This is a genomic window from Spirosoma sp., from assembly GCF_026391055.1.
In the GTDB taxonomy this organism is placed as follows: Bacteria; Bacteroidota; Bacteroidia; order Cytophagales; family Spirosomataceae; genus Spirosoma.
On the sequence record NZ_JAPLET010000019.1, the window covers coordinates 69,910 to 94,302 of the forward strand.

Below are 24,393 nucleotides of genomic sequence, written 5' to 3' on the forward strand. Positions count from 1 at the left end.
ATAAAAGGTGAGGTAAATTTCTATGCGTAGTATCGAGTATTTATACTAAAAATATACTTCAGTAATTACTCAATTTATTAGTGAGTAATTAAATTTAAATTCTCTTTTTAATGAATGCTGTGTTTACTTATGCTGAGTTTAGCTTAATAAGCCATATTATATTTTACTATAGTGTTAGTAGAATAATAAATTCTGAAATGAAAAAATACTTATTATAAAGTCAAAAAAAATATAAATTCCATATAAAATAGTTTAGAGATGCTGATTCCAAACGAATCAAAATGATTTGGATTTTTAAGTAAAATCTTCTGATAATTAGATAGTTATCTTCCTTTTATTGCCCCAATAGTATCGTAAGTGAAATTTTTTAATGGAGAGTAACGTACTGTTAAATTCATGTTAATGAAATTTAATTATTGCCTTTTACTGGATAGAGGGATATTCTTCTGATAAAATCCGGCTATTGTTAAAAGGGTAAAATATTATTCTGTATAATGACTTTTTGTTATCTCGGGAATACTGTAAACCAACTGCATCGGAATATTTATTTTAACATATTTTTAATAATTTTGGGGAAGTGTTTTTTTGAGTTTTTCTTTCTTAACTTAAATCATGTTCTATGCGTAAATTTCTATTAACACAGTTTGTCCTGTGTTTATTCGCACTTCCATTGATAGCTCAGGATGTAGCCATCAGTGGGAAGGTCACATCGTCGGAAGATGGTTCAGTGCTTCCCGGTGTTAACATTACAGTCAAAGGAACGTCTCGCGGAACCAGCAGCAATGCTGAGGGAACGTTTCAACTTAACGCTCCAGCCAACTCAAGGCTGGTATTTAGTTTTATAGGCTTCACAACACAGGAAATTGCCATTGGCAACCGAACAAACATCAGTGTTAATCTTGCCCCCGACGCGTCTCAGCTTCAGGAGGTTGTCGTTACGGCGCTGGGTATCTCCCGCGACAAGAAGGCACTGAACTATGCCGTTCAGGACTTGAAAGCCGATAAACTAAACTTTGCACGTGACCAGAACGTGGGTAACGCGCTGGCCGGTAAAATTGCCGGTGTGCAGGTACTCGGCCAGTCGGGTGCTAAGTTTGGTAACCCCAACATTCGCATCCGGGGTGTTAACTCGCTGTCGGGTGGTGACCCGCTCTACGTTGTAGACGGTACGCCAACAGACATCAGCCAGGTGAACATGGATGATGTGGAAAACCTGACCGTTCTGAAAGGACCCTCAGCAACGGCCCTGTATGGTAACCGTGCTTCGGCTGGTGTTATCGTCATTACGACCAAACGTGCCAAAGCCGGTGAAACCCGTCTGGACATTAACCACAGTACAACGCTCGACATGGTAGCCCTGCTGCCTAAGTACCAGAACGAATACGGTGGTGGTTACTCGCAGGAGTGGGAAACGTTCCAGTTCGATCCATCCATTCATCCGGCGGCCTGGTCGTCGTTCAATGGACAGAAAATTCTGGATTACTCGGCCGATGAAAGCTGGGGGCCCCGTATGGATGGCTCACCCCATCGGTCGGCGTTTTCCTGGCAGCCAGGTGCTGAATTTGGTCAGCTGACGCCGTTCTCGCCACAGCCCAACAACGTTCGCGACTTCTTCGAGAAACCGATCAGCAACAACACGAACATTGCTTTTGCGCGCGGAACGGAGGCTTTTCAGAGCCGTATCTCGTATACGCACATCATCAACAACGGGATTATCCCCAATTCGTCGCAGTCTCGTGATTATGTCAGTGCGAAGAACGCCATCAAGTTTGCTGAGAAACTGACGGCTAATTTGAATATCAACTACACGTCGACAAACACGAAAAACCAGCCTGCCGACCGGTATGGCTCGTCGGGAGGAACAACGCCACAGAACAGCCCGCTGGGTATCTCCAACACAACCCTGAACGGATTCAACCAAACGATCGGGATGTTCAACCAGTGGTTCCAGCGTCAGTTGCGGATGGAAGACTTGCGTAATTACAAAAACCCGGATGGTACCTTCCGTAGCTGGAACATCGGTGGCCCACTGGAAGCGGCTCCTAAATACTGGGATAGCCCTTATACTCAGGCCTACGAAAATACCAATACCAACCGGAGCGACAGGTTATTTGGCGATATTGGCCTGACCTACCAGTTCACTCCTGCCCTGAAAGCTTCGGCTACGGTACGCCGTGACCAGAATGCCTACTATCAGCAGGGACGAGTGGCGATTGGTACACTGAATGAAGGACAAAAAGGCGGATTCTCGACTTTTAACTCCAACAGCCGCGAGAACAACTATGAGTTGCTGGTGAACTACAACGAGAACTTTAAGAACCTGTCTGTCGTCGCCAACGCGGGGGGGAACATCCGTTACAACCGTACTGATGGGCTTTTCCAGGCTACAGTAGGAGGCTTATCGGCGCCGGGTTTCTATAACATCGCGGCTTCTATCGACCGGCCACTCGCTAACAACTATTTGTATGAGCGCCGGATCAACAGCGTATTCGGAAACGTAAGTGTTGGTTTCCGCGATTTTGTCTTCGTTGAAGCATCGATCCGGAATGACTGGTCGTCTACGCTGCCTAAAGCGAACAACGCCTACCTGTATCCGTCGGTATCGGCCGGTGTTATCCTGACCGAGTTGCTGCCCAAGAGCCAGGTACTTTCCTACGCTAAAGTTCGGGCAGGGTATGCCCAGGTGGGTACCGATGTTGGCCCTTATCAGACAGCCCTGGCCTACACGTCCGGGCAGCCTTACGGCAGCAATGCAACGGCATTTTTGCCTGGTACACTGCCAAATGCTAGCCTGAAGCCCGGCTTGTCGTCTTCCTATGAAGGTGGTATTGATTTGAAATTCCTGAACAACCGGATCGGTGTGGAATTTACTGCCTATCAGAATGACAACAAGAACCAGATCATCCCACTGCCGGTAGCCCCAACGAGCGGGTACACCAATGCCGTGGTAAACGCCGGGTTGATCCGCACGTCGGGTCTGGAACTGCACATTTACGCCAACCCGATCCGGTCGACGTCTGGCTTTAACTGGGAGTTCGACATCAATGCTGACCGCAACCGTTCGCAGGTAGTCGAACTGGCCAATGGCCTGACCAACTACCAGATCGACGGTCCGCAGTGGCGTACACTGACGCTGAATGCCCGTACAGGCACCGATGGCACGCCCCGCGATTGGGGTACGCTGGTAGGGCAGGGGATTCAGAAAGATGCCAACGGTCGTAACATGGTGTATGGCAGTGGTCCAAACGCCGGTTTGTACATCAAGCAGGATAACGTTGAGCTTGGCTCAGTACTGCCCAAGTTTAAAGGCGGCTGGTTGAATACCTTTAGCTACAAAAACGTGACCCTGCGTGTAAATACCGATTTTGTAGTTGGCGGTAAATTCTTCTCTACGACTAAGATGTTCAATGCCGGATCAGGTCTGGCTGCAGAAACAGCTGGTTTGAACGAGCTGGGTAAGCCACTGCGTGATGATCCGGCTTCGGGCGGAGGTGTTCTGCTGGATGGCGTAACCGAAGACGGCAAGCAAAATACGACGCGTGTTGATGCGCAGAACTTGTATGAAGGCTGGCTGTTCGCTCTGAACGAGCGCTGGATCTACGACAAAACGTACGTGAAACTGCGTGAAGTTTCGTTCGGTTACAATCTGCCGAAGCAAATGCTGGGCAAGTGGCTGAAGTCGGCAAATATTTCGTTGATTGCCCGTAACCCGGTTCTGATCTACAGTGCTATTGGCGGTGGTATCGACATCTCCGAGTCCGAAACGATCTGGTACGAAGGCGGTCAGTTGCCTCCTGTTCGCTCGTTCGGTGTAAATCTTAGATTAGGCCTCTAAGTTGATAGGAACAAGGTATTATTTCTCCCTGAAATTCGTTTTTAGCGATAGGGAAATTATGCTGTGCTATTGACCTCATAAACGACTTAATAAACAATGAAAGGATATAAATATTTGCTTTTTACAGGCTTGCTGACCACAACCCTGGCCTGTAATGATTTTGGGGATATAAACGTAAACCCCAACAGTGCCCTGTTTCCCAACACAGCCAGTTTGATTACGGGGGCGGAACGCACGGTAGGAACAATGAACGCACAGGTCGGACCGGGTGGGTTTAACATTGCCCCTGCTTTATACGTACAGCAGTTCTCGGACGTAACGTATATTGAGGACTCCCGCTACAAGACAATCAACTTCAGCTACAACGGCTTGTATTCTGGGCCGCTGGTGAACCTTCAGGCGATCATCGATCAGAATACCAACGAAGCAACACGGGGACTTGCCGCTACCTACGGCTCCAATGGAAACCAGATTGCTATTGCCCGTATTCTGAAAGCGTACGTGTTTCAATATATTACCGACCGCTGGGGCGATGTGCCTTACTCGCAGGCTCTGAAAGCCGATCAGAACTTCTCACCCGCTTTCGATAAGCAGCAGGATATTTACAACGACCTGTTCAAGGAGTGGAAAGCAGCGGCCGCGCAGTTTGATGGCGGTAAGGCCGTCACCGGTGATATTATGCTGTCCAGTAACGCTACCCGCTGGAAAAAATTTGCGGCTTCCCTGCGGTTGATTGCTGCGTTACGGTTGTCGAAGGTTGACCCAGCCAAGGGTAAAACGGAGTTTGCTGCGGCCCTGGCTGATGGCGTACTGGCGTCAAACGCCGACAACGTTCAGTATAAGTATCTGGCGGATGCTAACAATGAAAATCCGCTCTATACGAACTACGTACGGTCGAACCGGAAAGACTTCGCCCTGAGCAACACGTTTGTTAATTACCTGAAGCAGGTGAACGACCCTCGTTTGACCGTCTTTGCGGCCAAAAACCTGAAAGGTGAGTACATAGGTGCTCCTTACGGTGTTTTCCCGGCTCCTGGTAAAGCTCAGGATTATTCGCTGGCAGGCGCTGCTATTAGCGCGCAAACGGCTCCGGTTAACATTATGACCTATGCTCAGGTGTTATTTGCACAGGCCGAAGCTGTTAAGCTGGGCTGGATTACCGGCGATGCCAAAGCCCTGTATGAATCGGCAATTAAAGCGTCTATGCAGCAGTGGTTGGGTTCATCGTACACAGATGCCGCTTTGGCCGCCTATATTGCTCAGCCAGATGTTGCCTATAGCGATGCCAAGGCTATTGAGCTGATCGGGAATCAGCGCTGGATTGCGTTGTTCTTCCAAGGAACCGAATCCTGGAACGAATGGCGTCGGACGGGATACCCAAGCTTAAAACCGGCACCAACCACCCTGAACGGTGGAACAGCTATCCCCCGCCGGTTAGCTTACCCAACCACAGAAACAACACTGAATGCTAAAAACTATGCTGAAGTAGTGACCCGTCAGGGAAAAGACGATCAGTATACACGCGTTTGGTGGGATAAATAATTGATCGTAGCATAAAAAAGGGGGGCGACAATGTCGGCCCCCTTTCTGCATTACGCTTTATCCAACTATTAAAAATTCGTACATCAATAAAACCCTTTCTTGCATGAGCAATGCTTGTTTCTAGTTAAGTATTCTTATTTACTAGATTAGCAAGAGAAGTAAGGGTTGTGCTAGTGCTTACGACTAGGGTAGAAATATAAGGGATAACGGGATTTCTCAAGGGGGTACTATACCCAATGTATATTAAGCGGTAGGTATATATATTTTCCGGTAAGCCACTTCTCGGCTAGTGTAAAAGACTTGAATGCTAGGAAAAGTGCGCAAACTTTTTGCCAGAATGGAAGTTAATCTATTAAATAAGACGACTCAACGCCATGAAAGACGAAAAGGATGTAGATCGGGAAGATGCTCAGATAAACGGCCGCACAGAAGGTCCATTTGGTACGGATGATACTGATATAGACCGCGTAAGGACGGATAATAAAAATACGTTTGAACAGGAGAATACGGCCAATGGCCTCGATAGCGAACAGGTTCGGGGCGGACAGGATGGTCGCAACATCCGGGGCATGGGTAGTACCGATATGGATAGCAAAAACGGTGTTCTACGCATGGGCGATATTACCAACAGTACTATGGAAGTTACCGAAGAGGGTATGGAATCGGCAGTAGCCGACGGTAGTAAAACGAATACGTCAACCGTAGACGTTACCACCGAGGGGCCAGACGATTATGCTTCGGCCGATCAGGTTCCGACACCAAAAGCGCAGGAAGCAGCTAAAAAGCAAGACGATGGTCGGCAGTCTGACAACGACCAGCAGCAGGAGCGTGAGGAGGATGTAGCCGAAACCGGCACAGATCTGAACAACCAGCCAACTTATTAATGATTACCAACGACTTTTCTTAAATTCTCAACACTTAACTAATTAACGTTATGAGCGTAAGCAGCAATTCCCGCAAAGAAAGCACTGAGTCCTACGCGGCTCAGCGTATGCACAGCACAATGGGTATTCCCCCTGAGTTGGCACAACTAAACGATAAGAACTTGGATAATGACTTGCCATCCCGCGTCGCTGACAGCAGCGATACCGATGTGCCGGGCGATATGGCCGATGCAACGGCAACGGCTGCAGTAGCTGATGATAATGATGTTATTTCGAGTGAAGCGATCGAAGAATCGAAGCGGGCTTCGTGGGGGCAGGCACCTATGTCGACAGACGATGATGTAGAAGTCCGCAATGCCGACTGGAATACAAGTACGGACGGAGAATCTGTTCCGGTTACCCGCGTTAACGAGCCAGACCGCACCCTAGGCAACTCCTGAGGAGTGGATTGGTCAATATAAACAGAGACGTTTCACCAGACTTGTTTTGGTGAAACGTCTCTGTTTAGTGGGTATACCAACGCAAAAAAAGCTATTCCACCAGCTTATTCAGGGTATAGCAAATCAGGTGGTTCATCAGCTTTTTCTGTCCATTACCAGCGGCCAGGTTACCCAGCGTCAGTTCGTAGATACGGTTCGGTTTTATTGTTTCCAGACGCAAAAGAACGGTTCTGCGGTCGGCCGATACCTCGACATCGGAAACAGAAACCGACTGCATATCCATCTGTGGTGAGCCATAGGCCTGGTGGTACTCATAATAATAGCTTCGCAGCTTGTAGTTAGTTATCTCACGCGCCGTTGCCTCATCTAAAGGCTGTGTAAAGGTTAGGGTAAAGCCGGTGTGCGTCAGTTTCATCGCCATGATATCCAGCGGAACACCACCCTTATAGCGTATCCGCTGAATACCCTTTGAGCCAAGCCAGCCATGATCGGTCTGGCCCAGATACAAGCTGCCATCGGGGCCAAAGGCCAGCCGGTTATTGCCAATTCGCATGGCGACTCCGTTAGAACCTGCTTTGCTGAAAAAAGGAATACAAGCACCCTGAATCTGTCCATTTACTTCGTCGGGCAGAATTCGTAACAGGTGGGCGTAATCCATATCGCCTACGAACATCTGTCCGGTAAACGGCCCAAACTTACCACCCGTATTGTCAAAGACAACCTGGGTGGGGGAGTGGGCCATACTTTCGTGCGGAAAGGCAATACTTTCGACCGTTCTCAGACTGTCGAGTGTGCGGACCGGTAAGGTGAGCGGGTCGACACTCGGAAAGCCCGGACGCCAGACAAGGCTGGCCGGATGGCCATAAAACTTCCCCTCTTTAACGTGGTAGAGCTTACTTGTACCCAGCCAGTCACCCTGGTTATCGGTAACAAACAGTCGTCCTTTAGCATCAAAGCCAATGCCGTTCGGCGACCGGAATCCACTGGCAAACGGCTTTACTTTGCCATCCGGCGTAATCTGAAGTACCCAGCCCCGATACGGAACACAGGCATACATGCGCCCCTGCCGGCCAAGAGGCTCATACTGTCCCCGAACTTCATCACGAATACCCGCGCCGTTTGAGCCTGTGTTCAGACTGATGTACAGATTTCCTTTAGCGTCGCGGACAGGGCCAAACGCAAACTCATGGTAATTCCCAGACATGCCATACTGATCGGTAACAGTTTCGTATAGATCAGCAACGCCATCGCCATTGGTGTCGGTCAGGCGGGTTAATTCCGGCCGCTGAATAACGAGTAGCTCCCGATTGCTGACGGCTACCACGCCCAGCGGATCATGGAGGCCATCGGCAAAGAGTTTCCATACTTTTGTCTTCGGATTGTAAAGCATAATCTCCCCCCGATGAAAGCAAGCGGCCATTCGTCCATCGGGCAGGAATGAAAGCCCACCCGTTTCAGCGACTAAACCGGCTGGAGTAAGAATCGTTTCTACCTCATAATAATCCGAAATCGTATCAGCCGGAGTAGCCGCAAAGAGAAACGAGGAGAGGATAAGGAGAGCGAACATATCTTTGGAGGCAGTGGTGAAGGTATGCGATGAACAACAGAAGTATCTGGCTCAAATCATACATCATACATCATTTTTAAAATCACCTGTCTGGTTCCGGGTGGCAGGGTTAGTATTTCTCTCTGAAAACGGCCCAGGGATGATTGGAGTCGAATACCTGGCTGCGGTTTGTTAATGAACGATAACGACTGTTTGGTTGGGCTAAAAGTGAACGTACGGATCAACCCGCGTCCGGCGGGAAGGGGTTTGACCAGTTCATGTACTTCGACCCCATTTATAACGTACCAGAACTCGGGGTACCGATTAACGAGCCGGTATCCTTTGAACTGTGCCTTAGGTACTGCATTACCAACTCGCCAAGGAAACCCGCCCGTATCCCGAAAGTAAATATCACCGACCACCTTTGTCAGCAACTGTCCTTTCCCTTCCCATTGCTCCGTATTATCGACAAATCCACCCGACCAGGCGTAGCGTATCCGGCATTCACCAGCATCAAATACATACGACTGGCCACCATTGGGGCCTGGTAAGCCAACGGCAATGGCCGCCGGACCGCAATCAGGCATAAACGTTCGGTAAACGGCCGGGAGTTTCATCGGAAAAGGATGACCGGATACAGTCGGGTGATGCCCCCGATGCGCAGCCTCTTGCATACGGGTGGGGTTAGGTATGTTGATGTCCTGATCAGGTGCAGGAAGCCGTTTTACATCTTTTGTAGCGTAAATAATGCCGTACATGATGGACCCATGTCCCGGAAAGGTGCATACGAACGGGTAGCCGCCTTCGGCCAGTTTCACGGTTATGGAGTCGCTATTGCCGGGCTCAACGCTGGTGGTGTGAGCCAGTACATCGTCGATAGCGGGAATGTAGTGTTTTTGGGCCCCTTTATCGCCCAGGGCCAGGGCAAACTCTACCACCCGAAGCCGGGAGTTTGGCCGGGTAACTACCAGGTTATGCGCCATGTCATCTTTGTTCTGGAAAACGAGCGTCAGGCGCGTATTAGGCTTCACAACAATGCGTTTCTGGCTGTACTGTAAGCCACCCGTTGCAGAGATCTGAATCACCGTATCCCGTTGTGCATGAGCGGATATACAGAGTAGTAAACAGCTGAACTGGAAGAGAATTTTGAGCATGAGTATGGAAGCGATTACAGCCCTCAAACCTACTGATTATCCATTGAATAATGAAGGAGCCGGTCAGCCGCCGGAGCCGGAAGGAGGGCTCCTGTCCGGACTTGTTCTTCAATAATTGACAGTTGGGTTCGTATGCCAGGCTTCTCATAGAAACGGCTCTCGAGTCGTTGTCTGAGTAAAGACCGGAACCAGCTAAGTTGTTGTTCCTGTCGCCGGTGAGCACGATGTCCGTTCTGCGCCGTTAATGCCTGATGCGCCTGTATCGTTTGCCAGATGGTGGCTACACCATCGGTCGTTACTGCAGAGCAGGTCAGTACCGGCGGAAACCAGCCCGTACCGGTAGGCGGAAACAGGTGCAGGGCGTTCTGGTACTCAAGGCGGGCACGATTGGCCGCTGACTCGTTGGTCCCATCGGCTTTGGTAATGGCCAGCGCATCGGCCAGTTCCATAATGCCGCGTTTCATGCCCTGTAGCTCATCTCCTGCTCCGGCCAGCATGAGCAGCAAAAAGAAGTCGACCATGCCGTGTACGACCGTTTCCGATTGACCTACGCCGACCGTCTCGACCAGAATGATGTCAAAACCAGCTGCCTCGCAGAGGAGCATCGTTTCGCGAGTTCGATGCGCCACACCCCCCAGCGAATCACCGGCCGGAGAGGGACGGATATAAGCATTTGGATTCACTGAGAGGGTTTCCATCCGGGTTTTGTCTCCCAGCAAACTACCGCCTGACCGCTGGCTGGTAGGGTCAACGGTGAGTACGGCAAGGGTATGACCCAGGCTGGTTAAGTATGTGCCGAACGATTCAATGAAGGTGCTTTTTCCTACGCCAGGTACACCCGTTATACCAATTCGGGTTGATTTTCCGGTGTTCGGAAGAATATGTTCCAACACCTGCTGCGCCAACGCCTGATCGTCGGCCCGTCGGCTTTCGATGAGTGTAATTGCCTGACTAAGCACCAACCTGTCACCGGCAAGTATTCCGGTAGCGTATTGATCTGTCGTAAGTCGATGGCGCATGGCAGAGCAGTAGAGTGGTTGAATGTGCAGTAAGTGACAGTTGCTGTCTTGGGCTACCTTAAGTCGTCTGGGGTGGTAATTTTAATATTTTCGTAAGCGCCATCAATCAGCGTAATCGGAAAACCGGCGAACTCGACAACGCTGGCGCAGTCGGTGAAGAAAGTTTGCTCTTCCACTTGAAAAGACTGCCTGAATAGGTCCAGCCGAAACGTTTGGGGCGTTTGCACGAGTCGATATTGAGCGCGGTCGACTGCCTGACTGGTGCCATCGGCTCCAACAACCCGTACCGAATCCTTAACCGGGACACAGGTTACGGCCGAACCGGTTTGGGCGGCTGTTTCAAAACTGTTTTGAATAATAGCTGGCGTAACAAATGGCCGGACACCATCATGAACCGCCACTAATCCATCCGGAGCATCTATCGCCTGAAGCCCATTGCGTACCGACTGAAACCGGCTATTGCCACCAATGACCGTCTGAATGGAGGGGTGGAAATTATGCTCATCGCACAGTTTATTCCAGATGGGCATATCCCGGGCGGGTAGTACGACAATAATGCTGACCGCCGAACGCCGGGTGTATCCGGTCATTTCCGTTGTCTGAGAGGACACAGGCCGGTCGGGGAGTTGAACCGCCAGAAACTGTTCGATAGTATGTTGAAGGATGGGTTTGCCGTTGAGAAGTAGAAACTGTTTGGGTACGTCCGACTTCATTCGGCTGCCACTGCCGCCGGCAACGATGATGGCAAAAAAATTAGTGGTAGGTAGTAAAGGGTCTGTCATACGTGAAAAACTCGCTCGACAAAGCTACTTACTACTTACCACTAATCAATTGCCGTGAGGGCACCTATACCTTAAATAATCAGCATGGCATCGCCGTAGCTGAAGAAACGATATTTCTCTTTAATCGCTACCTGATAGGCTTCCTTGATGAGTTCATGGCCACCAAACGCACTGGTCATCATGATAAGGATGGACTCGGGCAGATGAAGGCTCGTCAGCAAGGAGTTGGCGATCTTGAAATCGTAAGGCGGGAAAATAAACCGGTCTGTCCAGCCCTCAACAGGTTTTAACCGGCTGTTGGCCGAAACCGACGACTCGATGGCTTTCAGAGAAGTTGTACCCACGGCACAAACCCGCTTACCGGCATCAAGTGCCTTGTTCACGATCTGGGCTGAATCTTCGGGAATCCGGTAATTTTCGGAATCGGTCTTATGCTTTGTAAGATCTTCTACGTCAACCTGACGGAACGTTCCTAAGCCAACGTGCAGTGTAACAGGCGCAAAGTTGATCCCTTTAATTTCCATGCGCTTCATCATGGCACGGGTAAAGTGCAGACCGGCCGTAGGAGCCGCCACTGCGCCCACATGCTGAGCAAACACCGTTTGATAGGCGTCGCGGTCAGCGTCTTCGGCTTCCCGGTTCATTTCGCGGGGAATGGGTGTTTCGCCCAGTTCGTCCACGGCTTTCATAAATTCCTCGTGGTTGCCGTCGAACAGAAAGCGGATTGTCCGACCACGTGAGGTTGTATTATCAATAACTTCAGCAACGAGGTCACTATCTCCGAAATAGAGTTTATTGCCAACGCGGATTTTGCGGGCTGGGTCAACCAGTACATCCCAGAGTTTCATCTCGCGGTTCAGTTCGCGCAGGAGGAAAACTTCAATCTTAGCACCCGTTTTTTCTTTATTGCCATATAGGCGGGCTGGAAAAACTTTTGTGTTATTGATCACCATCACATCGCCATCGCCGAAGTAACTCAGCAGATCCGAAAACTGCTTGTGTTCAATAGTTTTCGCTTTTCGGTCAACAACCATCAACCGTGATTCACCCCGCTCGACCGGGTATTTGGCGATAAGACTTTCGGGTAAATCAAATTTGAATTCGGATAACTTCATAATCTATATAGCACGAAAAAGAACGGCGCATTTTTTGTAAAGGCCGCAAAGATAACTAAAAATCCCGAAAAATTTCACATCTTCCGGGATTTTTCTTGCAAATATCATTCAAATGACTTATTGGTCGGCTGAAACGGTGTCGATGGGCTTTACAGCACCATCCGTATTCACCTCGGCGCGGTCAGAAACGTTGAATTTAGCCATTAATTCAGGCGACACTTCGTTAGCGTAAGTGCCCTGTGCGGATACAAACACACCTTTCATGCCGTTAGCGGCTGTTATAGCATACAAGGTCATTTCATCGCCGGGGTCGGATGTGCCCTCAAAACGGTGGAATTCGTCGACGTTAAATTCTTCCCCTTTCAGCTTTGTTTCTGTACTCTTCTCTTCCAGGAAATCGTGTTTCGGGCCAAATTCATGCGTATAACCGCGATTCCGAAGGTCTTCCATAGCTTCGGTAAGGGTGGTGAAATGGTTCATAAGCGTAGAGCGATTGTGTATGCTAAGTAAACTCAAAAAGAGCCGTATGGTTTGAGGGGAGGCATGCGACGTAACGCAGGGGGTAGAAAAGGAGCCGACATTGATTGCCGTTAGCCCTTTTCCACCCCCTGCGTTACGTCGCTTCTCCCTTTCTTTTAATCGGGTAAGACTTTGATCTGGATATCTTTATAAAATACTTTGCTTTTCGGGTCGTGGCCTTGTAAGGCAACGGTACCGCTGCTCAGCTTTTTTGTCGACTTGCCTGTGCTGATGCTGTCTGGTTCGGTATAATCGTTAATGACTTTGTCATTGATTTTAATGATTACCTTTTTGCCCTGCACAATAATGTGTTCCGTATACCATTCTTCGTCTTTCACGAAAACTTCCTTAACATCCTGAAGGCCGTAAACGCTACCCGTTTTACGCCAGTCGGTATGGGTTTGATTGACCTGGATCTCGTAGCCTTTGGATGGCCATCCCGATGGCTGATAAGCCGTATGGATAAACATCCCCGAGTTTGAGCCCGGCATGGTTTTTACTTTAGCCTTCCATTCAAAATTTTTGAAGTTGTGGTCGTTCACGGGCCCTTCGTAAAATAAATGTGCCCGTGGACCGGCTACAACAATGGCACCATCCTGAACACTAAACGTCTCGGGGCTCTCTTCAGTTACTTTCCAACCATTAAGTGTTTTGCCGTCAAAAATAGTCACCCAGCCCTTTGCGGCAGGACGGCTAATAAAACTAACACAGAGGCCAACCAGTAGCGTAGCTACTAACAGGCGGGGTAAGGTCTTTTGCATAAGGATTTAAATCAACTCAGTGATATTGTTCAGAAAGTAAAGCAAAAACAAGTCTGAAACTAATGTTTCAGCTTCAATACTTATAGGCTATTCATTGGGGTAAAGTTCGTTGGAGAGGTTCACACGAGTTGGCAGATCATGATTAAAAGACACATGCCGGAATCTGTTTACCGTAATTTTAAGTAACTTGCTAAGCGCTTTTTAGACTATATTAATAACAACGTTATCGTTCTGATGCTCGCCGATTTACCAACGAAACTTTCTTTAGCTCAAGTTTTTGATACGTTACCCGATAGTGTGTTTTGGATGCGTGCCGTGCGGGCAACTGAAGAAAACACTGACAGTCAGGTACGTGGAGATGCAGGCCTAACTGCTGGCCGGCTAATTGACTTTGTCGTTGAGTATGTCAATCCACGCGTTAGCGAACTGTTTACGGGTGAAGCTCAGGTAGAAATTGGTTTATCCGTTCGTTCCGGAGATTATTGGCATTCGGACTTTACGGAAGATGTATTTCAACAACTCTGCCACATCATGGAAACAGGGCAGTCCATGGAGGTTGAGTATTTCAATCCTGTGCTCAGACAGTGGCTTTGTGTAAGCCGGTCCAAAGCAGGTGATGGTGTTCTGGGAATTGCCCGAACGATTGCTACCCCCAAAGAGGTGGTTTTAGAAACGGAACGCCAGCGGTTACTGCTGGATAGTATCCTTAATACATCCCTTAGTACGGTATTTGTTTATGAAGCCATCCGCGATCAGAAAAACGAGATTCAGGATTTCAGTTTACGCATGGTTAATAAACAGGGCCGGATAGAAGCCCAAACCCATGCCGGGTTCGATGTGGTTGGTAAAACCTTGCTGACTATAAACCCCAATTCGCGACAGTCAGGCCAGTTCAACCTCTTTGAACAAGTAATTGAATCGGGCAAGCCTATTGAGGTTGAACAGTACTATGCTTTCGCGGATGTTTGGTATAACACATCCATAACCAAATTGAATGATGGGGTTGTGGTCATGGGAAATAATATTACCCATCAGAAGATAGCGGCTCTGGAGACAGAACGACAGCGAACATTACTGAATGAAATCATCAATATATCTCAGGATACCATTCTTGTGCTGGAGTCGATTCGGGATTCGACCGGAGCGATTTCTGATTTTCGATTTACCCACGCCAACCCTGCGGTAACATCTTTGCTTGGGCAGTCTATCGAGACGCTGCTTCAACGGACGTTTCTGTTCTTCTACCCGGGTACGCAACAAGAAGGATTGTTCAGGATCTATCAGCAGGTTGTCGAAACCGGTGAAGCCTACCAGGGCGAACACTTTTATAATCGGGATGGCCTGAACAACTGGTTCGATATTTCAGCGGTGAAGCACGGAGACGGTCTTGTGCTCACTATAACCAATCTTACCAAGGCCCGGCTCGCGGAACAGGCTATTGTTCAATCGGCAGCTAATTTACAAGCCGTTATTGACGTAGCCCAAACGGGTATTCTGGTTATCAGTCCAGTTTTGAGTCCGGAGGGAGAACTGCTGGATTTTCGCTTTAAGACCATTAACCGTGTGATGGCGGCACTCATTGGGCAGACGCCTGATAAGCTAACGGGAGCTGTTGTGTCGGACTGGTTCACTGGGTACCGGGAAATGGGACTGTTCGAACGCTGTCGGGACACGTTCGAAACCGGAGAAAAGAAACGATTTGAACTGAATTACGCTGTCGATCATCAGAACATCTGGTTCGACGTAAAAGTGATCAAGTTTGAGGGCGAACTGCTGGTTACATTTACGGACTACACAACCCTGAAGCAAACTCAGCAAACCCTCGAACAAACGGCCATAAAGGCTGGTCGTCAGGCAGAGTTACTCAATAGTGTACTGGATAGTTCAAACAGCGGAGTAATTGCGTTTGAAGCCATTCGGGATGAGACGAATGCGATCGTCGATTTCCGGTTTTTGGTTGCCAACCAGAGCTCGACAGGTATGCTTAACAGAAGCCAGGAAGAAATGATCGGGAATACCCTGCTGACAATTTTTCCGGGAAATGTGGAGAGCGGTCTATTTAACCTGTACAAGCGAACGACTGAAACCGGTGAGCCGAGCTATACGGAAGTGTATTACAATCATGACGGGCTGGATTTCTGGCTCGAAATATCGGCCCAAAAGCTTGGCGATGGTTTTGTGGTCACGTTCACCGATGTAACGGCGGCCAAACGATCGGGTATACTGGTCGAAAAGTCGGCGGCCGAACTCCGTACGGTTATCGATTCGGCACAGGTCGCTATTTTCCTGATCCATCCAGTGTTCAATGACGTTGGCCGTATTGTTGACTTTCGGTTTCGGACGGCCAATCAAATGATTGCCGGTTATGTAGGTCAGGAGCCGGACGCTCTGATGGGGGAGTTGGTAAGCCGTTGGTTTCCGGAATATATGACCAACGGGCTGTTTATGCGCTATGTTGCCATTTTCGAAACCGGACGCACGCAGCATTTCAACTTCCACTACGAAACAGAAACAAACGATTTCTGGGAGAGCTACACGGTCCTGAAATTGGGCCACGATGTGCTGGTTACGTTCTCCGACTACACCGAACTCAAAAAACTACAGCAGCGGTTAGAGTCCTCCGCTACCGAACTACAAACGGTTATTGACACCTGCCAGACCGGAATCTTCCTGTTCACGCCCGTTCGCAACCTGGCTGGCGAGGTGTATGATTTTCGGTTCAGACTGGCTAACCAACAGCTGGCATCCTATGTGGGTGAAGAATCGGAAGCCGTAATTGGGGCATTGGGGAGCACATACTTTCCTGATTACAAGACGAACGGGCTATTTGAGCGGTATTATAAAACATACAGCACGGGCCTGTCGCAACGGTTCGACTTTCATTACTTTGGCAGTGGCATTGATGTTTGGCTGGACATTATGACCACTAAAATGAATGACGATGTGCTGGTGACTTTTGGCGACTATACATCTCTTAAGCGACTTCAGCAGGAGCTGGAAAACTCGGTGGTTGAACTACAGCGTTCGAACAAAAATCTGGAGCAGTTCGCCTACGTAGCCAGTCATGACCTGCAGGAGCCACTGCGTAAAATTCAGGCGTTTGGCGATCTTATTCAGTCACAGTTTGCGCCGGTAATCGGTAGCGAAGGCACCGATATGATCAACCGGATGCAGTCGGCAGCTGCCCGTATGCAGGTTCTGATCAAAGATGTTCTGGCTTATTCCCGCATTGTAACGAAGCAGGAAACAGTTGGCCCGGTTAATTTGAATCAGGTTGTAGCCGATGTACTCATTGATCTGGAAACGGCCATTACTGAGAAAAAAGCAGTGATAACCGTGGATGCTCTGCCAACTATCCGGGGCGATGCGGCTCAGCTACGTCAACTTTTTCAAAATCTGTTTAGTAACGCCCTCAAATTTACCCGGTTGAACGATGCTGCTGAACTGCCGACAATTTATATCAACGCCCGTCAGCTCTACGGGCGCGAGCTGACTGAACCCTCACTGCTTCCTGCGGATGCCAATCGATTGTTCCACCTTATCCAGGTAACCGATAATGGAATCGGGTTCGACCCCCACCAGGCCGATCGGATCTTTCAGGTATTTCAACGCCTTCATGGCCGCAGTGAATACCAGGGAACAGGTATTGGACTTGCCATTGTGCAGAAAGTCATCGATAATCACCAGGGGCATATCTTCGCTGAAGGACGACCAGGCCAGGGTGCCACGTTCCGGATTCTTTTGCCTGTTTAAAGGCAGACTACAGGAATTCTTTTTTGTTGATACTAGTCATTCTGAATTTCAGTATCTACTTCGTAGTCGGGTAGATACAGCCGGTTTATAGCGTTTATAATTCACTTTTTCGACATGCCGGTTACGCAATTCCGGTTAGAGGGCTAATCATTTTTGATATTCTGTTCGTTACTTTGACAACAGAATCAACCGGAAAACTTCATGCGTAATTTCACTTTGCTGGTTTTAGGGCTGGCGTTCACTGCGTGTAAACTCAATGTACCCAGTGTATATGATGTCAATTTTACATCAGATCCAACAGTAGCCCCCGTTGCACCAGGTCAAATTGATGAAGCCTCCGGAATGGTCGATAGCCGAAGTCAGCCGGGTAATATCTGGATTGAACAGGATAGCGGCAGCCCCGCTGAACTGGCCCTGTTAGGGTACGACGGAACCGTTAAAGGAAAGATTTCCGTGCCATCCATTCAAAATCGGGATTGGGAAGAACTATCTGTTGGGCCAGGTCCAAAGGATGGGACAAACTACCTGTACATAGCCGACATTGGCGATAACAATGCCCAGTACGAAACCTGTCAGATTTACCGCATCCCTGAGCCTGCAAATCTACAGTCGCCCATTGCCGTTAGTGATATCGGTCGTATCGACTTCCGGTATCCACTGGGGCCGCGTGATGCCGAAGCGATGTTTGTTGATCCGCAAACCAAAGACATATACATCATCTCCAAACGGGAAGAAAAAGTACATCTGTACGGACTGGCCTACCCGCAAAGTACCAACAGCTTAATTACAGCGCAGGATTTTGGTGAACTGCCTTCTTTTGGCGGTGGTTTGCCGAACTACGTAACCGGTGCATCCATTTCGCCCGACGGCCGCGAAATTCTGCTCAGAACATACACATCCATGTATTACTGGAAGCGGGATGCCGGGCAAAGCATTGCTGATGCCATGCAGTACGGCACCCGGCGCTCATTGGCTATTCGTCTGGAGCCGCAGGGTGAAGCCGTTTGTTTCGACAAAGATGCCAAAGGCTTCTTCACTATTAGTGAAAAAGCAAATGCACCCTCGGTGAACTTATATTACTATGCCAAAAAGTAGGAGGGGCATAAGCAGCGTGCGCGGGGTAATGGTCTGAAATAAATGCAATCAGTTAACTTGCCGCATGGATTCATCGATTTTAATTATAGTCCTGAGTTTATCGGTATTAATTTCCTACGCTTTTGACTTATTCAGCAGCCGCTTTAAGACGCCTTCCGTTTTGCTGTTGCTGCTGCTGGGAATGCTGACAAGACAGGCAACGGCGTACTTCGATGTTCAAGTGCCCTACGTTAATGCCATCCTGCCAACACTCGGTACGCTTGGCTTAATTCTGATCGTACTGGAAGGTGGTCTTGATATTGAACTTAACGCCGACCGGCTAAGTGTTTTACGGCGAAGCCTCCTGGCGTCCCTGCTGGCCATTGCCGGCGGGACGTTGCTCATGGCTGGTACCCTTTATTTGCTGCTGAACGATTCATTTTATCATTGCCTGATTGCGGCATTGCCCTTTTCCATTATCAGCAGTACCGTGACGGTGCAAAATGTGGAGCAACTCTCAACCGACCAGCGCGAATATGCCATTCACGAATCGGCCTTTGCCAGTATTCTGGGGATTATGGGGTACAACTTTCTGGTTTTAAGCCAGGGTTCGGTGCTGGGGGCTGTTTGGCTTTTCACGCGCGACACGCTTGTAATGGCCCTTATTTCGCTGGTATGCTGCTTTTTGTTGTTGTACCTGATTGGCCGGATTAACCACCGAATCAAATTTCTACCCATCATCTCCGTATTGTTTCTCGTCTATGCCCTGGCCGAAATTAATCACCTGTCGTCGTTGCTGCTTATTCTGATATTCGGGCTTTTTCTGAACAACACCGAACTGTTTATACGCGGACGACTGAGCCTGATTTTAAAAAATGATTTGTTCGAGAAAGAGCTTGATCAGCTTAAAAATCTGACGGCAGAAGGCTCCTTTGTGGTTCGGACATTTTTTTATCTGATCCTGGGGTATGCGGCCATTCCGTCCGAATTAGTGGACGTTGACGCGCTGATTGTGAGCGCACTGTTCATCCTGATAATTCTTGTCTGGCGGTGGGTTACTCTCCGGCTTACGTACTGGGGAACGTCGAGTCCTTTGTTATGGATTGCCCCCCGAGGATTGATCACGGTTTTGCTTTATCTGAACATCCCGGAAAATTTGCGGCTGCAGGGCTTCCGCGAGGGTATTCCCACTATCGTTGTTGTGCTTTCTTCATTGGTTGTTATGCTCGGAGTGCTATCGTACAAGCCTGCGAAAGCAGCCAGATAATAGCTGGCTCAGTCAGCATTCCGGGTTAAGTAGGCCCAGAAAGACCACCACCGGCGGTATTGTAAATACTGTGTATCATCTTCGTGGGCGAATGCTTCCCGCTCAAAACTTATGTTTCGGTAGGCCCGGTAATGGTGTCGATACTGAAGTCGGCGGATGAGGTATTCGAGGAAATACCACAAGTAAAACGGAAAAATGCCCAACTCGGCCTGCTGGCGTAAATGGATGCGTTCGTGGTTAAGCAGGGTAAGACCGGGTTTGCGGTGCTTGACCAGGATAAAGGGAAAAAGAGCCATCCCGTCGGGGCCAAGAGACGAAATACGAATTACAAACATAAATCGACGAACGTTCACCCTTAATTAACACGAATTACGAGCAAAAGTGCTCAACTCAATAAAAAAGGCATTCATCAGTCGAGTGCTCTTCCTCTATGACTCTATTACTTGCTCTTCTCTTCATAATTGGGTATGTTCTAATCACCCTTGAACACCCAATAAAAGTTAACAAAACTGCAACCGCGCTGATCACTGGCGTTGCCTGCTGGGTCGCCTACGCCTTGCTGAATACAGAAGTCAATCTTGTTGGTGAGCAGCTAAAGCACCATCTGGCCGATACGGCCGAAATATTGTTCTTCCTGATGGGAGCCATGACGGTGGTCGAATTGATTGATGTGCACGACGGCTTCACCCTTATAACCGATCGCATTGCCAGCCGCAACATGCGAACGCTGCTCTGGATCATCAGTCTCCTTGCCTTTTTTATGTCTGCTTTGCTGGATAACCTCACGACGGCCATCGTCATGGTATCGGTTGTACGCAAGCTTATCAAAAATGCCGAAGACCGACGTATCATGGCGGGTATGATTATCATTGCGGCCAATGCTGGTGGTGCCTGGTCGCCCATTGGCGACGTGACAACAACGATGCTCTGGATTGGTGGGCACATAACCTCATTTCATATTATCCGTTCGATGCTGTTTCCGAGTCTGGTTTCGCTGCTGGTGCCGCTAGCCCTGCTGACTCGACTCTATAAACCCTCATCGGAAAGTAAACCGGCCCGGGAGCAGGCTGGGATCAGCCGTCCATATGTGACACCTACCGCCCGACGAGAACGCCGGACTATGCTGGCCATTGGCTTAGGAGGCATGGTGTTCGTTCCTATTTTCAAAACGTTCACCCATTTGCCGCCGTATATGGGAATGATGTTAGTGCTGGGAATTATCTGGGTAGCTTCCGAAATACTCCATAGTGAGAAAGATGAAGCCGAACGCAAGAAATTCACGGCTGCTTATGCGCTCAGTCGAATCGACACATCCAGCATTCTTTTTTTTCTGGGTATCCTGCTGGCGGTGGGCTCACTGGAAGCAACGGGTATATTGAAGTTGCTGGCGGCTTCGCTGAGCCAGGCGGTTGGCAATGTAGATGTAATTATCTTCTTAATCGGAGCCGTATCGGCGGTAGTCGACAATGTCCCTATCGTGGCCGCTGCTATGGGTATGTTCGACATGCAGAGCTATCCGGTCGATGCTAAATTATGGACATTTCTGGCGTATTGTGGTGGTACAGGTGGGAGCTTGCTCGTTATTGGTTCCGCTGCGGGTGTAGCCGTTATGGGCATGGAAAAACTGGCTTTTGGCTGGTATCTGCGCAAAATAAGCTGGCTGGCGCTGATTGGTTATATAGCCGGAGCACTAGTTTATCTAGCTGGTTTTGCCCTGCTAACGTAACCGCTCATCAAGTCGTAGTTGTAGCCTATCAAATTATGAACTAACTAGCCTCTTTAATCTTTATTATTCGTTGAAAAACCATGAAAAAACTAATACTAATCGCTGGCTTGGCAGCCTTATCCTGGCAGTCAGTAGTTGCTCAGACAACACCAACAGCCGACGAAGTGGTCGATAAATACATTGCGGCCATTGGAGGGAAGGATGCGCTTATGAAAGTAACCGACATGACTACCAGCATGTCCAGCGAAGGGCAGATGGGGGCTATTATGATTACGCGCAAGCAGAAGTTGCCCAACCTGTTTTCAATGGTGATCAACGCCAATGGCATGGAGGTAATGAAACAAACCGGCGATGGTACCAAGATTACAATGGGAGGTATGCAGGGTAGCCGTACCATTGACGGGGCCGCAGCCAAGCAGATGACCGTCATGAATGTTCTCTTTCCGGAACTACACTATGCCGAAAACGGGGTAAAAACAACCCTTGTGGGTACAGAGAAAGTAGATGGGAAAGACACCTATAAACTTAGCCACACCACAGAGGATGGCGCTACAACCTGGACTGACAATTTCGACACCACAACTGGGCTGAAAGTACAGGCCATCACAACGGCAAAGTCGCCCCAGGGTGAAATGAAGTCGACCATGAGCTACAGTGACTACAAAGACGTAAATGGTATCAAAATTCCGATGACCATTCTTCAGCAATCGCCCAGAGGCCCAATGACCATGACGGTCGATAACGTCAAGATCAACAAAGGACTGAAAGACTCCGATTTTACGGTGAAATAGATTGGTTGATGTCCCGCCAAGGACAACTGGCTCCGGGTTTTTACCCGGAGCCAGTTGTTTTATAAGCCTTTAATAAAGGCTTCGAGGGCGTTCAGGTGGTCCGAAAACGCCTGCTGACCGGCCTGCGTAGCCGAGTAAGTAGTATTGGGTTTTCGCCCGATGAATTGTTTTTGTACGGCTACATAACCCGATTCCTCCAGGGCACGCAGGTGGGTAGCCAGGTTGCCATCGGTCAGGCCGAGTAACTCTTTAAGCGCGTTAAAACTCATCAGATCATTAACCATCAGGACCGACATGATGCTTAACCGCGCTTTGCTTTCAAAGGCTTTATTAAACTGTGCCAGCAAATCTGTCTTCATGCGGTGAGGGTTCGTTCGTATTTGTAATACATGGCCAAGCCATATATAATGTGCAGCACACCAAAGCCAATAGCCCAGGTCAATAAATTATATCCCGGCAAAAAAAGTGACAATAACCCTAGCCCAATTTCGCAGTAAGCCAGCGACTCCACGTCGCGCAGGGTGTATTTACTGCCATTGAGCAGGGCAAGTCCATAAAAGATCAGGGTTACCGGAAACGTCAGCCAAATCAGGTTGTATTGTAGCAACGCTAGGCAAAAAATGCCGCCTGTTGCCAATGGAACAAACATGGCCCGAAAAAGTCGCTGCGACGATTGATTCCAGACGGTCTGCCCTTGCCGCCGGGCTTGGCGAACGGTAAAGTAAGTACCCGAGAGCAGTGCCAGTACCAGAACAATAATCCCTACCGTTACCAGAAATTGACGAATATCCTGCTTATTGAGATCGGTGTGGTAATCGCCTGCCCCGTTGGACAAAAAAACAGTAAATAAATCTGTCTGTAGCCGCATCGAAACAACAAAGGCACCTGCTAGCGCAATCAGACCCGCCGAAACGCCCGACAAGCCGCTTAGGGACAGGAATTTTGAGGATCGTTCCATCAGGCTGCGGATTTCCGTCAGCGTTTGCAGATGTTCGCGCGATTCGTACATGAGATAAAGGTAAAAGGTTGACTAATCGATTGATTATGAGTAAGGGTTTAAAAGAAAATAGCCAGTAGATGGCTACCGATAATAATCAGTCCTGCGAGCACCGCCGTAATGGTTAGAATAAGTACAGCACCTGACGACAGATCTTTGATGGCTTTGATTTGCGGATGTAAGCCGGGTGATACAAAATCGCATAGTTTTTCGATGGCGGTATTGAAGGCCTCAGCGGCCCAGACCAGACCAATCTGGGTAATGATAATAGCCCACTCAATCCGGCTTAAAGACAGGGCAAAACCAGCAATGACCACTACGCCCGCAACCAGCAGATGCACTTTGGCATTATTCTCAAAGCGAAATAAATCCAGAATACCCTGTCCGGCAAACCGAAAGCTGCGAAACACTTTACGGATATCAATCATTTGACAAAGGTATGGCTTGTCTTGCTCTCATGGTCAGTATACCAATAAAAGGCTACGTAAACAACAAACAGAACGAAGCCGTAGGCAATAGTTAATTTTATGCTCAGATGATCCTGATAGGCATGGGCAATGGCCCTGGTCAATTCGGATGGAGTAGTTAAAACGTTCCAACTGTTCCACCGGCCAACCCGGCCCAGGTAAATACCAAAACCAGACAAAACTTGACTGCCCATGATAAATACCCAGGCTCTTAAAACTCCGATAAGCGGTCGAAGCATTCGGTGAACAATTAGGATTGAGTAAAGTCCGGTCAGTAAGCCTGTTAAGGCAAAAATAAAGAGCGTCATTGTATCGAACCAGAGCAAAGGCTGTTCGACGTTGCGAATATGGAACAGGTCGGTAATGATGTAAGGAGCATTGGGTAAAAATGCCAGCCAGCCAGCCAGTCCAGCCGCCAGTAGCCACTGATTTCGAAAACCTGCTGTTCGTAAATCACGGAGAACCAGCACTACACCTAGTGGGAACCAGGCCAGAACCAGGTTCCATATAAGCATGACAAAAAACCACCAGTTGCCGGTCAGTAAGCCTCGGGTGGTGACCAGAATCAGCCCCGTGAGTGTAAGTAATGACAAAGCCTGGAGGCTTTTACCCGAGCGGTCGCTAGAAAAGTGAGTCTGATTCATGTGAGCAGAAAAGATAATTTTAATTTCGTAAAGTACTTTGTTGTGCAAAGTAAAAGATAAAATAGTATTCTAGCTAC

General features: G+C 48.8%; 21 protein-coding genes. 9 read left to right on the top strand and 12 right to left on the bottom strand.

The window, feature by feature from the left end:
• The first annotated feature begins 619 nt into the window (after positions 1 to 619).
• The 4 genes from NT073_RS11040 to NT073_RS11055 all read left to right on the top strand — a co-directional run bounded on the left by NT073_RS11040 (position 620) and on the right by NT073_RS11055 (position 6,701).
• Entirely contained in the window at positions 620 to 3,835 is a 3,216-nt protein-coding gene (locus tag NT073_RS11040; protein ID WP_297372956.1) for a SusC/RagA family TonB-linked outer membrane protein, read from the top strand.
• A gap of 96 nt (positions 3,836 to 3,931) precedes the next feature.
• Positions 3,932 to 5,377, top strand: a complete 1,446-nt coding sequence (locus tag NT073_RS11045) for a SusD/RagB family nutrient-binding outer membrane lipoprotein (RefSeq protein ID WP_297372958.1) — start codon at positions 3,932 to 3,934, stop codon at positions 5,375 to 5,377.
• 374 nt (positions 5,378 to 5,751) lie between these two features.
• Positions 5,752 to 6,261: a hypothetical protein gene (locus NT073_RS11050; protein WP_297372960.1), complete on the top strand. Its 510-nt coding sequence runs from the start codon at positions 5,752 to 5,754 to the stop codon at positions 6,259 to 6,261.
• A 50-nt stretch (positions 6,262 to 6,311) separates the two neighbouring features.
• On the top strand, positions 6,312 to 6,701 hold the full coding sequence (locus tag NT073_RS11055) for a hypothetical protein (RefSeq protein WP_297372962.1): 390 nt from the start codon (positions 6,312 to 6,314) through the stop codon (positions 6,699 to 6,701).
• A gap of 91 nt (positions 6,702 to 6,792) precedes the next feature.
• Here NT073_RS11055 and NT073_RS11060 read toward each other — a convergent pair whose 3' ends face one another.
• The 7 genes from NT073_RS11060 to NT073_RS11090 form a co-directional block, all read right to left on the bottom strand.
• Complete coding sequence (locus NT073_RS11060; RefSeq protein WP_297372964.1) at positions 6,793 to 8,268, bottom strand: hypothetical protein; 1,476 nt, start codon at positions 8,266 to 8,268, stop codon at positions 6,793 to 6,795.
• Positions 8,269 to 8,324: 56 nt separating this feature from the next.
• Complete coding sequence (locus NT073_RS11065; protein WP_297372966.1) at positions 8,325 to 9,401, bottom strand: plastocyanin/azurin family copper-binding protein; 1,077 nt, start codon at positions 9,399 to 9,401, stop codon at positions 8,325 to 8,327.
• Between the two features lie 29 nt (positions 9,402 to 9,430).
• Positions 9,431 to 10,420 (bottom strand): methylmalonyl Co-A mutase-associated GTPase MeaB, encoded by a 990-nt coding sequence (gene meaB, locus NT073_RS11070; protein ID WP_297372968.1) that lies wholly within the window; start codon positions 10,418 to 10,420, stop codon positions 9,431 to 9,433.
• Between the two features lie 53 nt (positions 10,421 to 10,473).
• The gene (locus NT073_RS11075; protein WP_297372970.1) at positions 10,474 to 11,202 is read right to left on the bottom strand and encodes a 2-C-methyl-D-erythritol 4-phosphate cytidylyltransferase; all 729 of its coding nucleotides are present in this window, start codon (positions 11,200 to 11,202) and stop codon (positions 10,474 to 10,476) included.
• 71 nt (positions 11,203 to 11,273) lie between these two features.
• Positions 11,274 to 12,317: a tRNA preQ1(34) S-adenosylmethionine ribosyltransferase-isomerase QueA gene (gene queA, locus NT073_RS11080; RefSeq protein ID WP_297372972.1), complete on the bottom strand. Its 1,044-nt coding sequence runs from the start codon at positions 12,315 to 12,317 to the stop codon at positions 11,274 to 11,276.
• A 117-nt stretch (positions 12,318 to 12,434) separates the two neighbouring features.
• A complete protein-coding gene (locus NT073_RS11085; protein ID WP_297372974.1) occupies positions 12,435 to 12,797 on the bottom strand; it encodes a hypothetical protein in 363 nt (120 codons plus the stop codon).
• A 155-nt stretch (positions 12,798 to 12,952) separates the two neighbouring features.
• A complete protein-coding gene (locus NT073_RS11090; protein WP_297372976.1) occupies positions 12,953 to 13,597 on the bottom strand; it encodes a DUF1080 domain-containing protein in 645 nt (214 codons plus the stop codon).
• Between the two features lie 234 nt (positions 13,598 to 13,831).
• Between NT073_RS11090 and NT073_RS11095 the strand changes: the two genes are divergently transcribed.
• From NT073_RS11095 to NT073_RS11105, 3 genes are all read left to right on the top strand, one after another.
• Positions 13,832 to 17,350, top strand: coding sequence for a PAS domain-containing protein (locus tag NT073_RS11095; protein WP_297372978.1), 3,519 nt, complete (start codon positions 13,832 to 13,834; stop codon positions 17,348 to 17,350).
• 201 nt (positions 17,351 to 17,551) lie between these two features.
• Entirely contained in the window at positions 17,552 to 18,445 is an 894-nt protein-coding gene (locus tag NT073_RS11100; RefSeq protein ID WP_297372980.1) for a PE-PGRS family protein, read from the top strand.
• A 64-nt stretch (positions 18,446 to 18,509) separates the two neighbouring features.
• Entirely contained in the window at positions 18,510 to 19,691 is a 1,182-nt protein-coding gene (locus NT073_RS11105) for a sodium:proton exchanger (RefSeq protein ID WP_297372982.1), read from the top strand.
• Positions 19,692 to 19,699: 8 nt separating this feature from the next.
• Here NT073_RS11105 and NT073_RS11110 read toward each other — a convergent pair whose 3' ends face one another.
• Positions 19,700 to 20,026 carry a hypothetical protein gene (locus tag NT073_RS11110; protein WP_297372984.1) on the bottom strand — a complete coding sequence of 109 codons (327 nt, stop codon included), beginning with the start codon at positions 20,024 to 20,026 and terminating at the stop codon, positions 19,700 to 19,702.
• A gap of 95 nt (positions 20,027 to 20,121) precedes the next feature.
• On the opposite strand from NT073_RS11110, the gene nhaD reads away from it, so the two are divergent.
• A complete protein-coding gene (gene nhaD, locus NT073_RS11115) occupies positions 20,122 to 21,417 on the top strand; it encodes a sodium:proton antiporter NhaD (protein WP_297372986.1) in 1,296 nt (431 codons plus the stop codon).
• Positions 21,418 to 21,497: 80 nt separating this feature from the next.
• Positions 21,498 to 22,208, top strand: coding sequence for a hypothetical protein (locus NT073_RS11120; RefSeq protein ID WP_297372988.1), 711 nt, complete (start codon positions 21,498 to 21,500; stop codon positions 22,206 to 22,208).
• A 59-nt stretch (positions 22,209 to 22,267) separates the two neighbouring features.
• Here NT073_RS11120 and NT073_RS11125 read toward each other — a convergent pair whose 3' ends face one another.
• Genes NT073_RS11125 through NT073_RS11140 form a run of 4 tightly spaced genes read right to left on the bottom strand, consistent with a single transcriptional unit; the run spans position 22,268 to position 24,316 of the window.
• Complete coding sequence (locus NT073_RS11125) at positions 22,268 to 22,567, bottom strand: transcriptional regulator (RefSeq protein WP_012925786.1); 300 nt, start codon at positions 22,565 to 22,567, stop codon at positions 22,268 to 22,270.
• Entirely contained in the window at positions 22,564 to 23,217 is a 654-nt protein-coding gene (locus tag NT073_RS11130; RefSeq protein WP_297372990.1) for a hypothetical protein, read from the bottom strand. The genes NT073_RS11125 and NT073_RS11130 overlap by 4 nt, the downstream gene beginning before the upstream one ends.
• Positions 23,218 to 23,264: 47 nt before the next feature.
• Entirely contained in the window at positions 23,265 to 23,633 is a 369-nt protein-coding gene (locus NT073_RS11135; RefSeq protein WP_297372993.1) for a diacylglycerol kinase family protein, read from the bottom strand.
• The gene (locus tag NT073_RS11140) at positions 23,630 to 24,316 is read right to left on the bottom strand and encodes a DUF1361 domain-containing protein (protein ID WP_297372995.1); all 687 of its coding nucleotides are present in this window, start codon (positions 24,314 to 24,316) and stop codon (positions 23,630 to 23,632) included. The genes NT073_RS11135 and NT073_RS11140 overlap by 4 nt, the downstream gene beginning before the upstream one ends.
• Positions 24,317 to 24,393: the final 77 nt, after the last annotated feature.

Bases quoted from the DNA above. Each gene is read 5' to 3' on its own strand.
- NT073_RS11040 (WP_297372956.1), top strand. From the start codon at position 620: ATGCGTAAATTTCTATTAACACAGTTTGTCCTGTGTTTATTCGCACTT.
- NT073_RS11045 (WP_297372958.1), top strand. From the start codon at position 3,932: ATGAAAGGATATAAATATTTGCTTTTTACAGGCTTGCTGACCACAACC.
- NT073_RS11050 (WP_297372960.1), top strand. From the start codon at position 5,752: ATGAAAGACGAAAAGGATGTAGATCGGGAAGATGCTCAGATAAACGGC.
- NT073_RS11055 (WP_297372962.1), top strand. From the start codon at position 6,312: ATGAGCGTAAGCAGCAATTCCCGCAAAGAAAGCACTGAGTCCTACGCG.
- NT073_RS11060 (WP_297372964.1), bottom strand. From the start codon at position 8,268: ATGTTCGCTCTCCTTATCCTCTCCTCGTTTCTCTTTGCGGCTACTCCG.
- NT073_RS11065 (WP_297372966.1), bottom strand. From the start codon at position 9,401: ATGCTCAAAATTCTCTTCCAGTTCAGCTGTTTACTACTCTGTATATCC.
- meaB (WP_297372968.1), bottom strand. From the start codon at position 10,420: ATGCGCCATCGACTTACGACAGATCAATACGCTACCGGAATACTTGCC.
- NT073_RS11075 (WP_297372970.1), bottom strand. From the start codon at position 11,202: ATGACAGACCCTTTACTACCTACCACTAATTTTTTTGCCATCATCGTT.
- queA (WP_297372972.1), bottom strand. From the start codon at position 12,317: ATGAAGTTATCCGAATTCAAATTTGATTTACCCGAAAGTCTTATCGCC.
- NT073_RS11085 (WP_297372974.1), bottom strand. From the start codon at position 12,797: ATGAACCATTTCACCACCCTTACCGAAGCTATGGAAGACCTTCGGAAT.
- NT073_RS11090 (WP_297372976.1), bottom strand. From the start codon at position 13,597: ATGCAAAAGACCTTACCCCGCCTGTTAGTAGCTACGCTACTGGTTGGC.
- NT073_RS11095 (WP_297372978.1), top strand. From the start codon at position 13,832: ATGCTCGCCGATTTACCAACGAAACTTTCTTTAGCTCAAGTTTTTGAT.
- NT073_RS11100 (WP_297372980.1), top strand. From the start codon at position 17,552: ATGCGTAATTTCACTTTGCTGGTTTTAGGGCTGGCGTTCACTGCGTGT.
- NT073_RS11105 (WP_297372982.1), top strand. From the start codon at position 18,510: ATGGATTCATCGATTTTAATTATAGTCCTGAGTTTATCGGTATTAATT.
- NT073_RS11110 (WP_297372984.1), bottom strand. From the start codon at position 20,026: ATGTTTGTAATTCGTATTTCGTCTCTTGGCCCCGACGGGATGGCTCTT.
- nhaD (WP_297372986.1), top strand. From the start codon at position 20,122: ATGACTCTATTACTTGCTCTTCTCTTCATAATTGGGTATGTTCTAATC.
- NT073_RS11120 (WP_297372988.1), top strand. From the start codon at position 21,498: ATGAAAAAACTAATACTAATCGCTGGCTTGGCAGCCTTATCCTGGCAG.
- NT073_RS11125 (WP_012925786.1), bottom strand. From the start codon at position 22,567: ATGAAGACAGATTTGCTGGCACAGTTTAATAAAGCCTTTGAAAGCAAA.
- NT073_RS11130 (WP_297372990.1), bottom strand. From the start codon at position 23,217: ATGTACGAATCGCGCGAACATCTGCAAACGCTGACGGAAATCCGCAGC.
- NT073_RS11135 (WP_297372993.1), bottom strand. From the start codon at position 23,633: ATGATTGATATCCGTAAAGTGTTTCGCAGCTTTCGGTTTGCCGGACAG.
- NT073_RS11140 (WP_297372995.1), bottom strand. From the start codon at position 24,316: ATGAATCAGACTCACTTTTCTAGCGACCGCTCGGGTAAAAGCCTCCAG.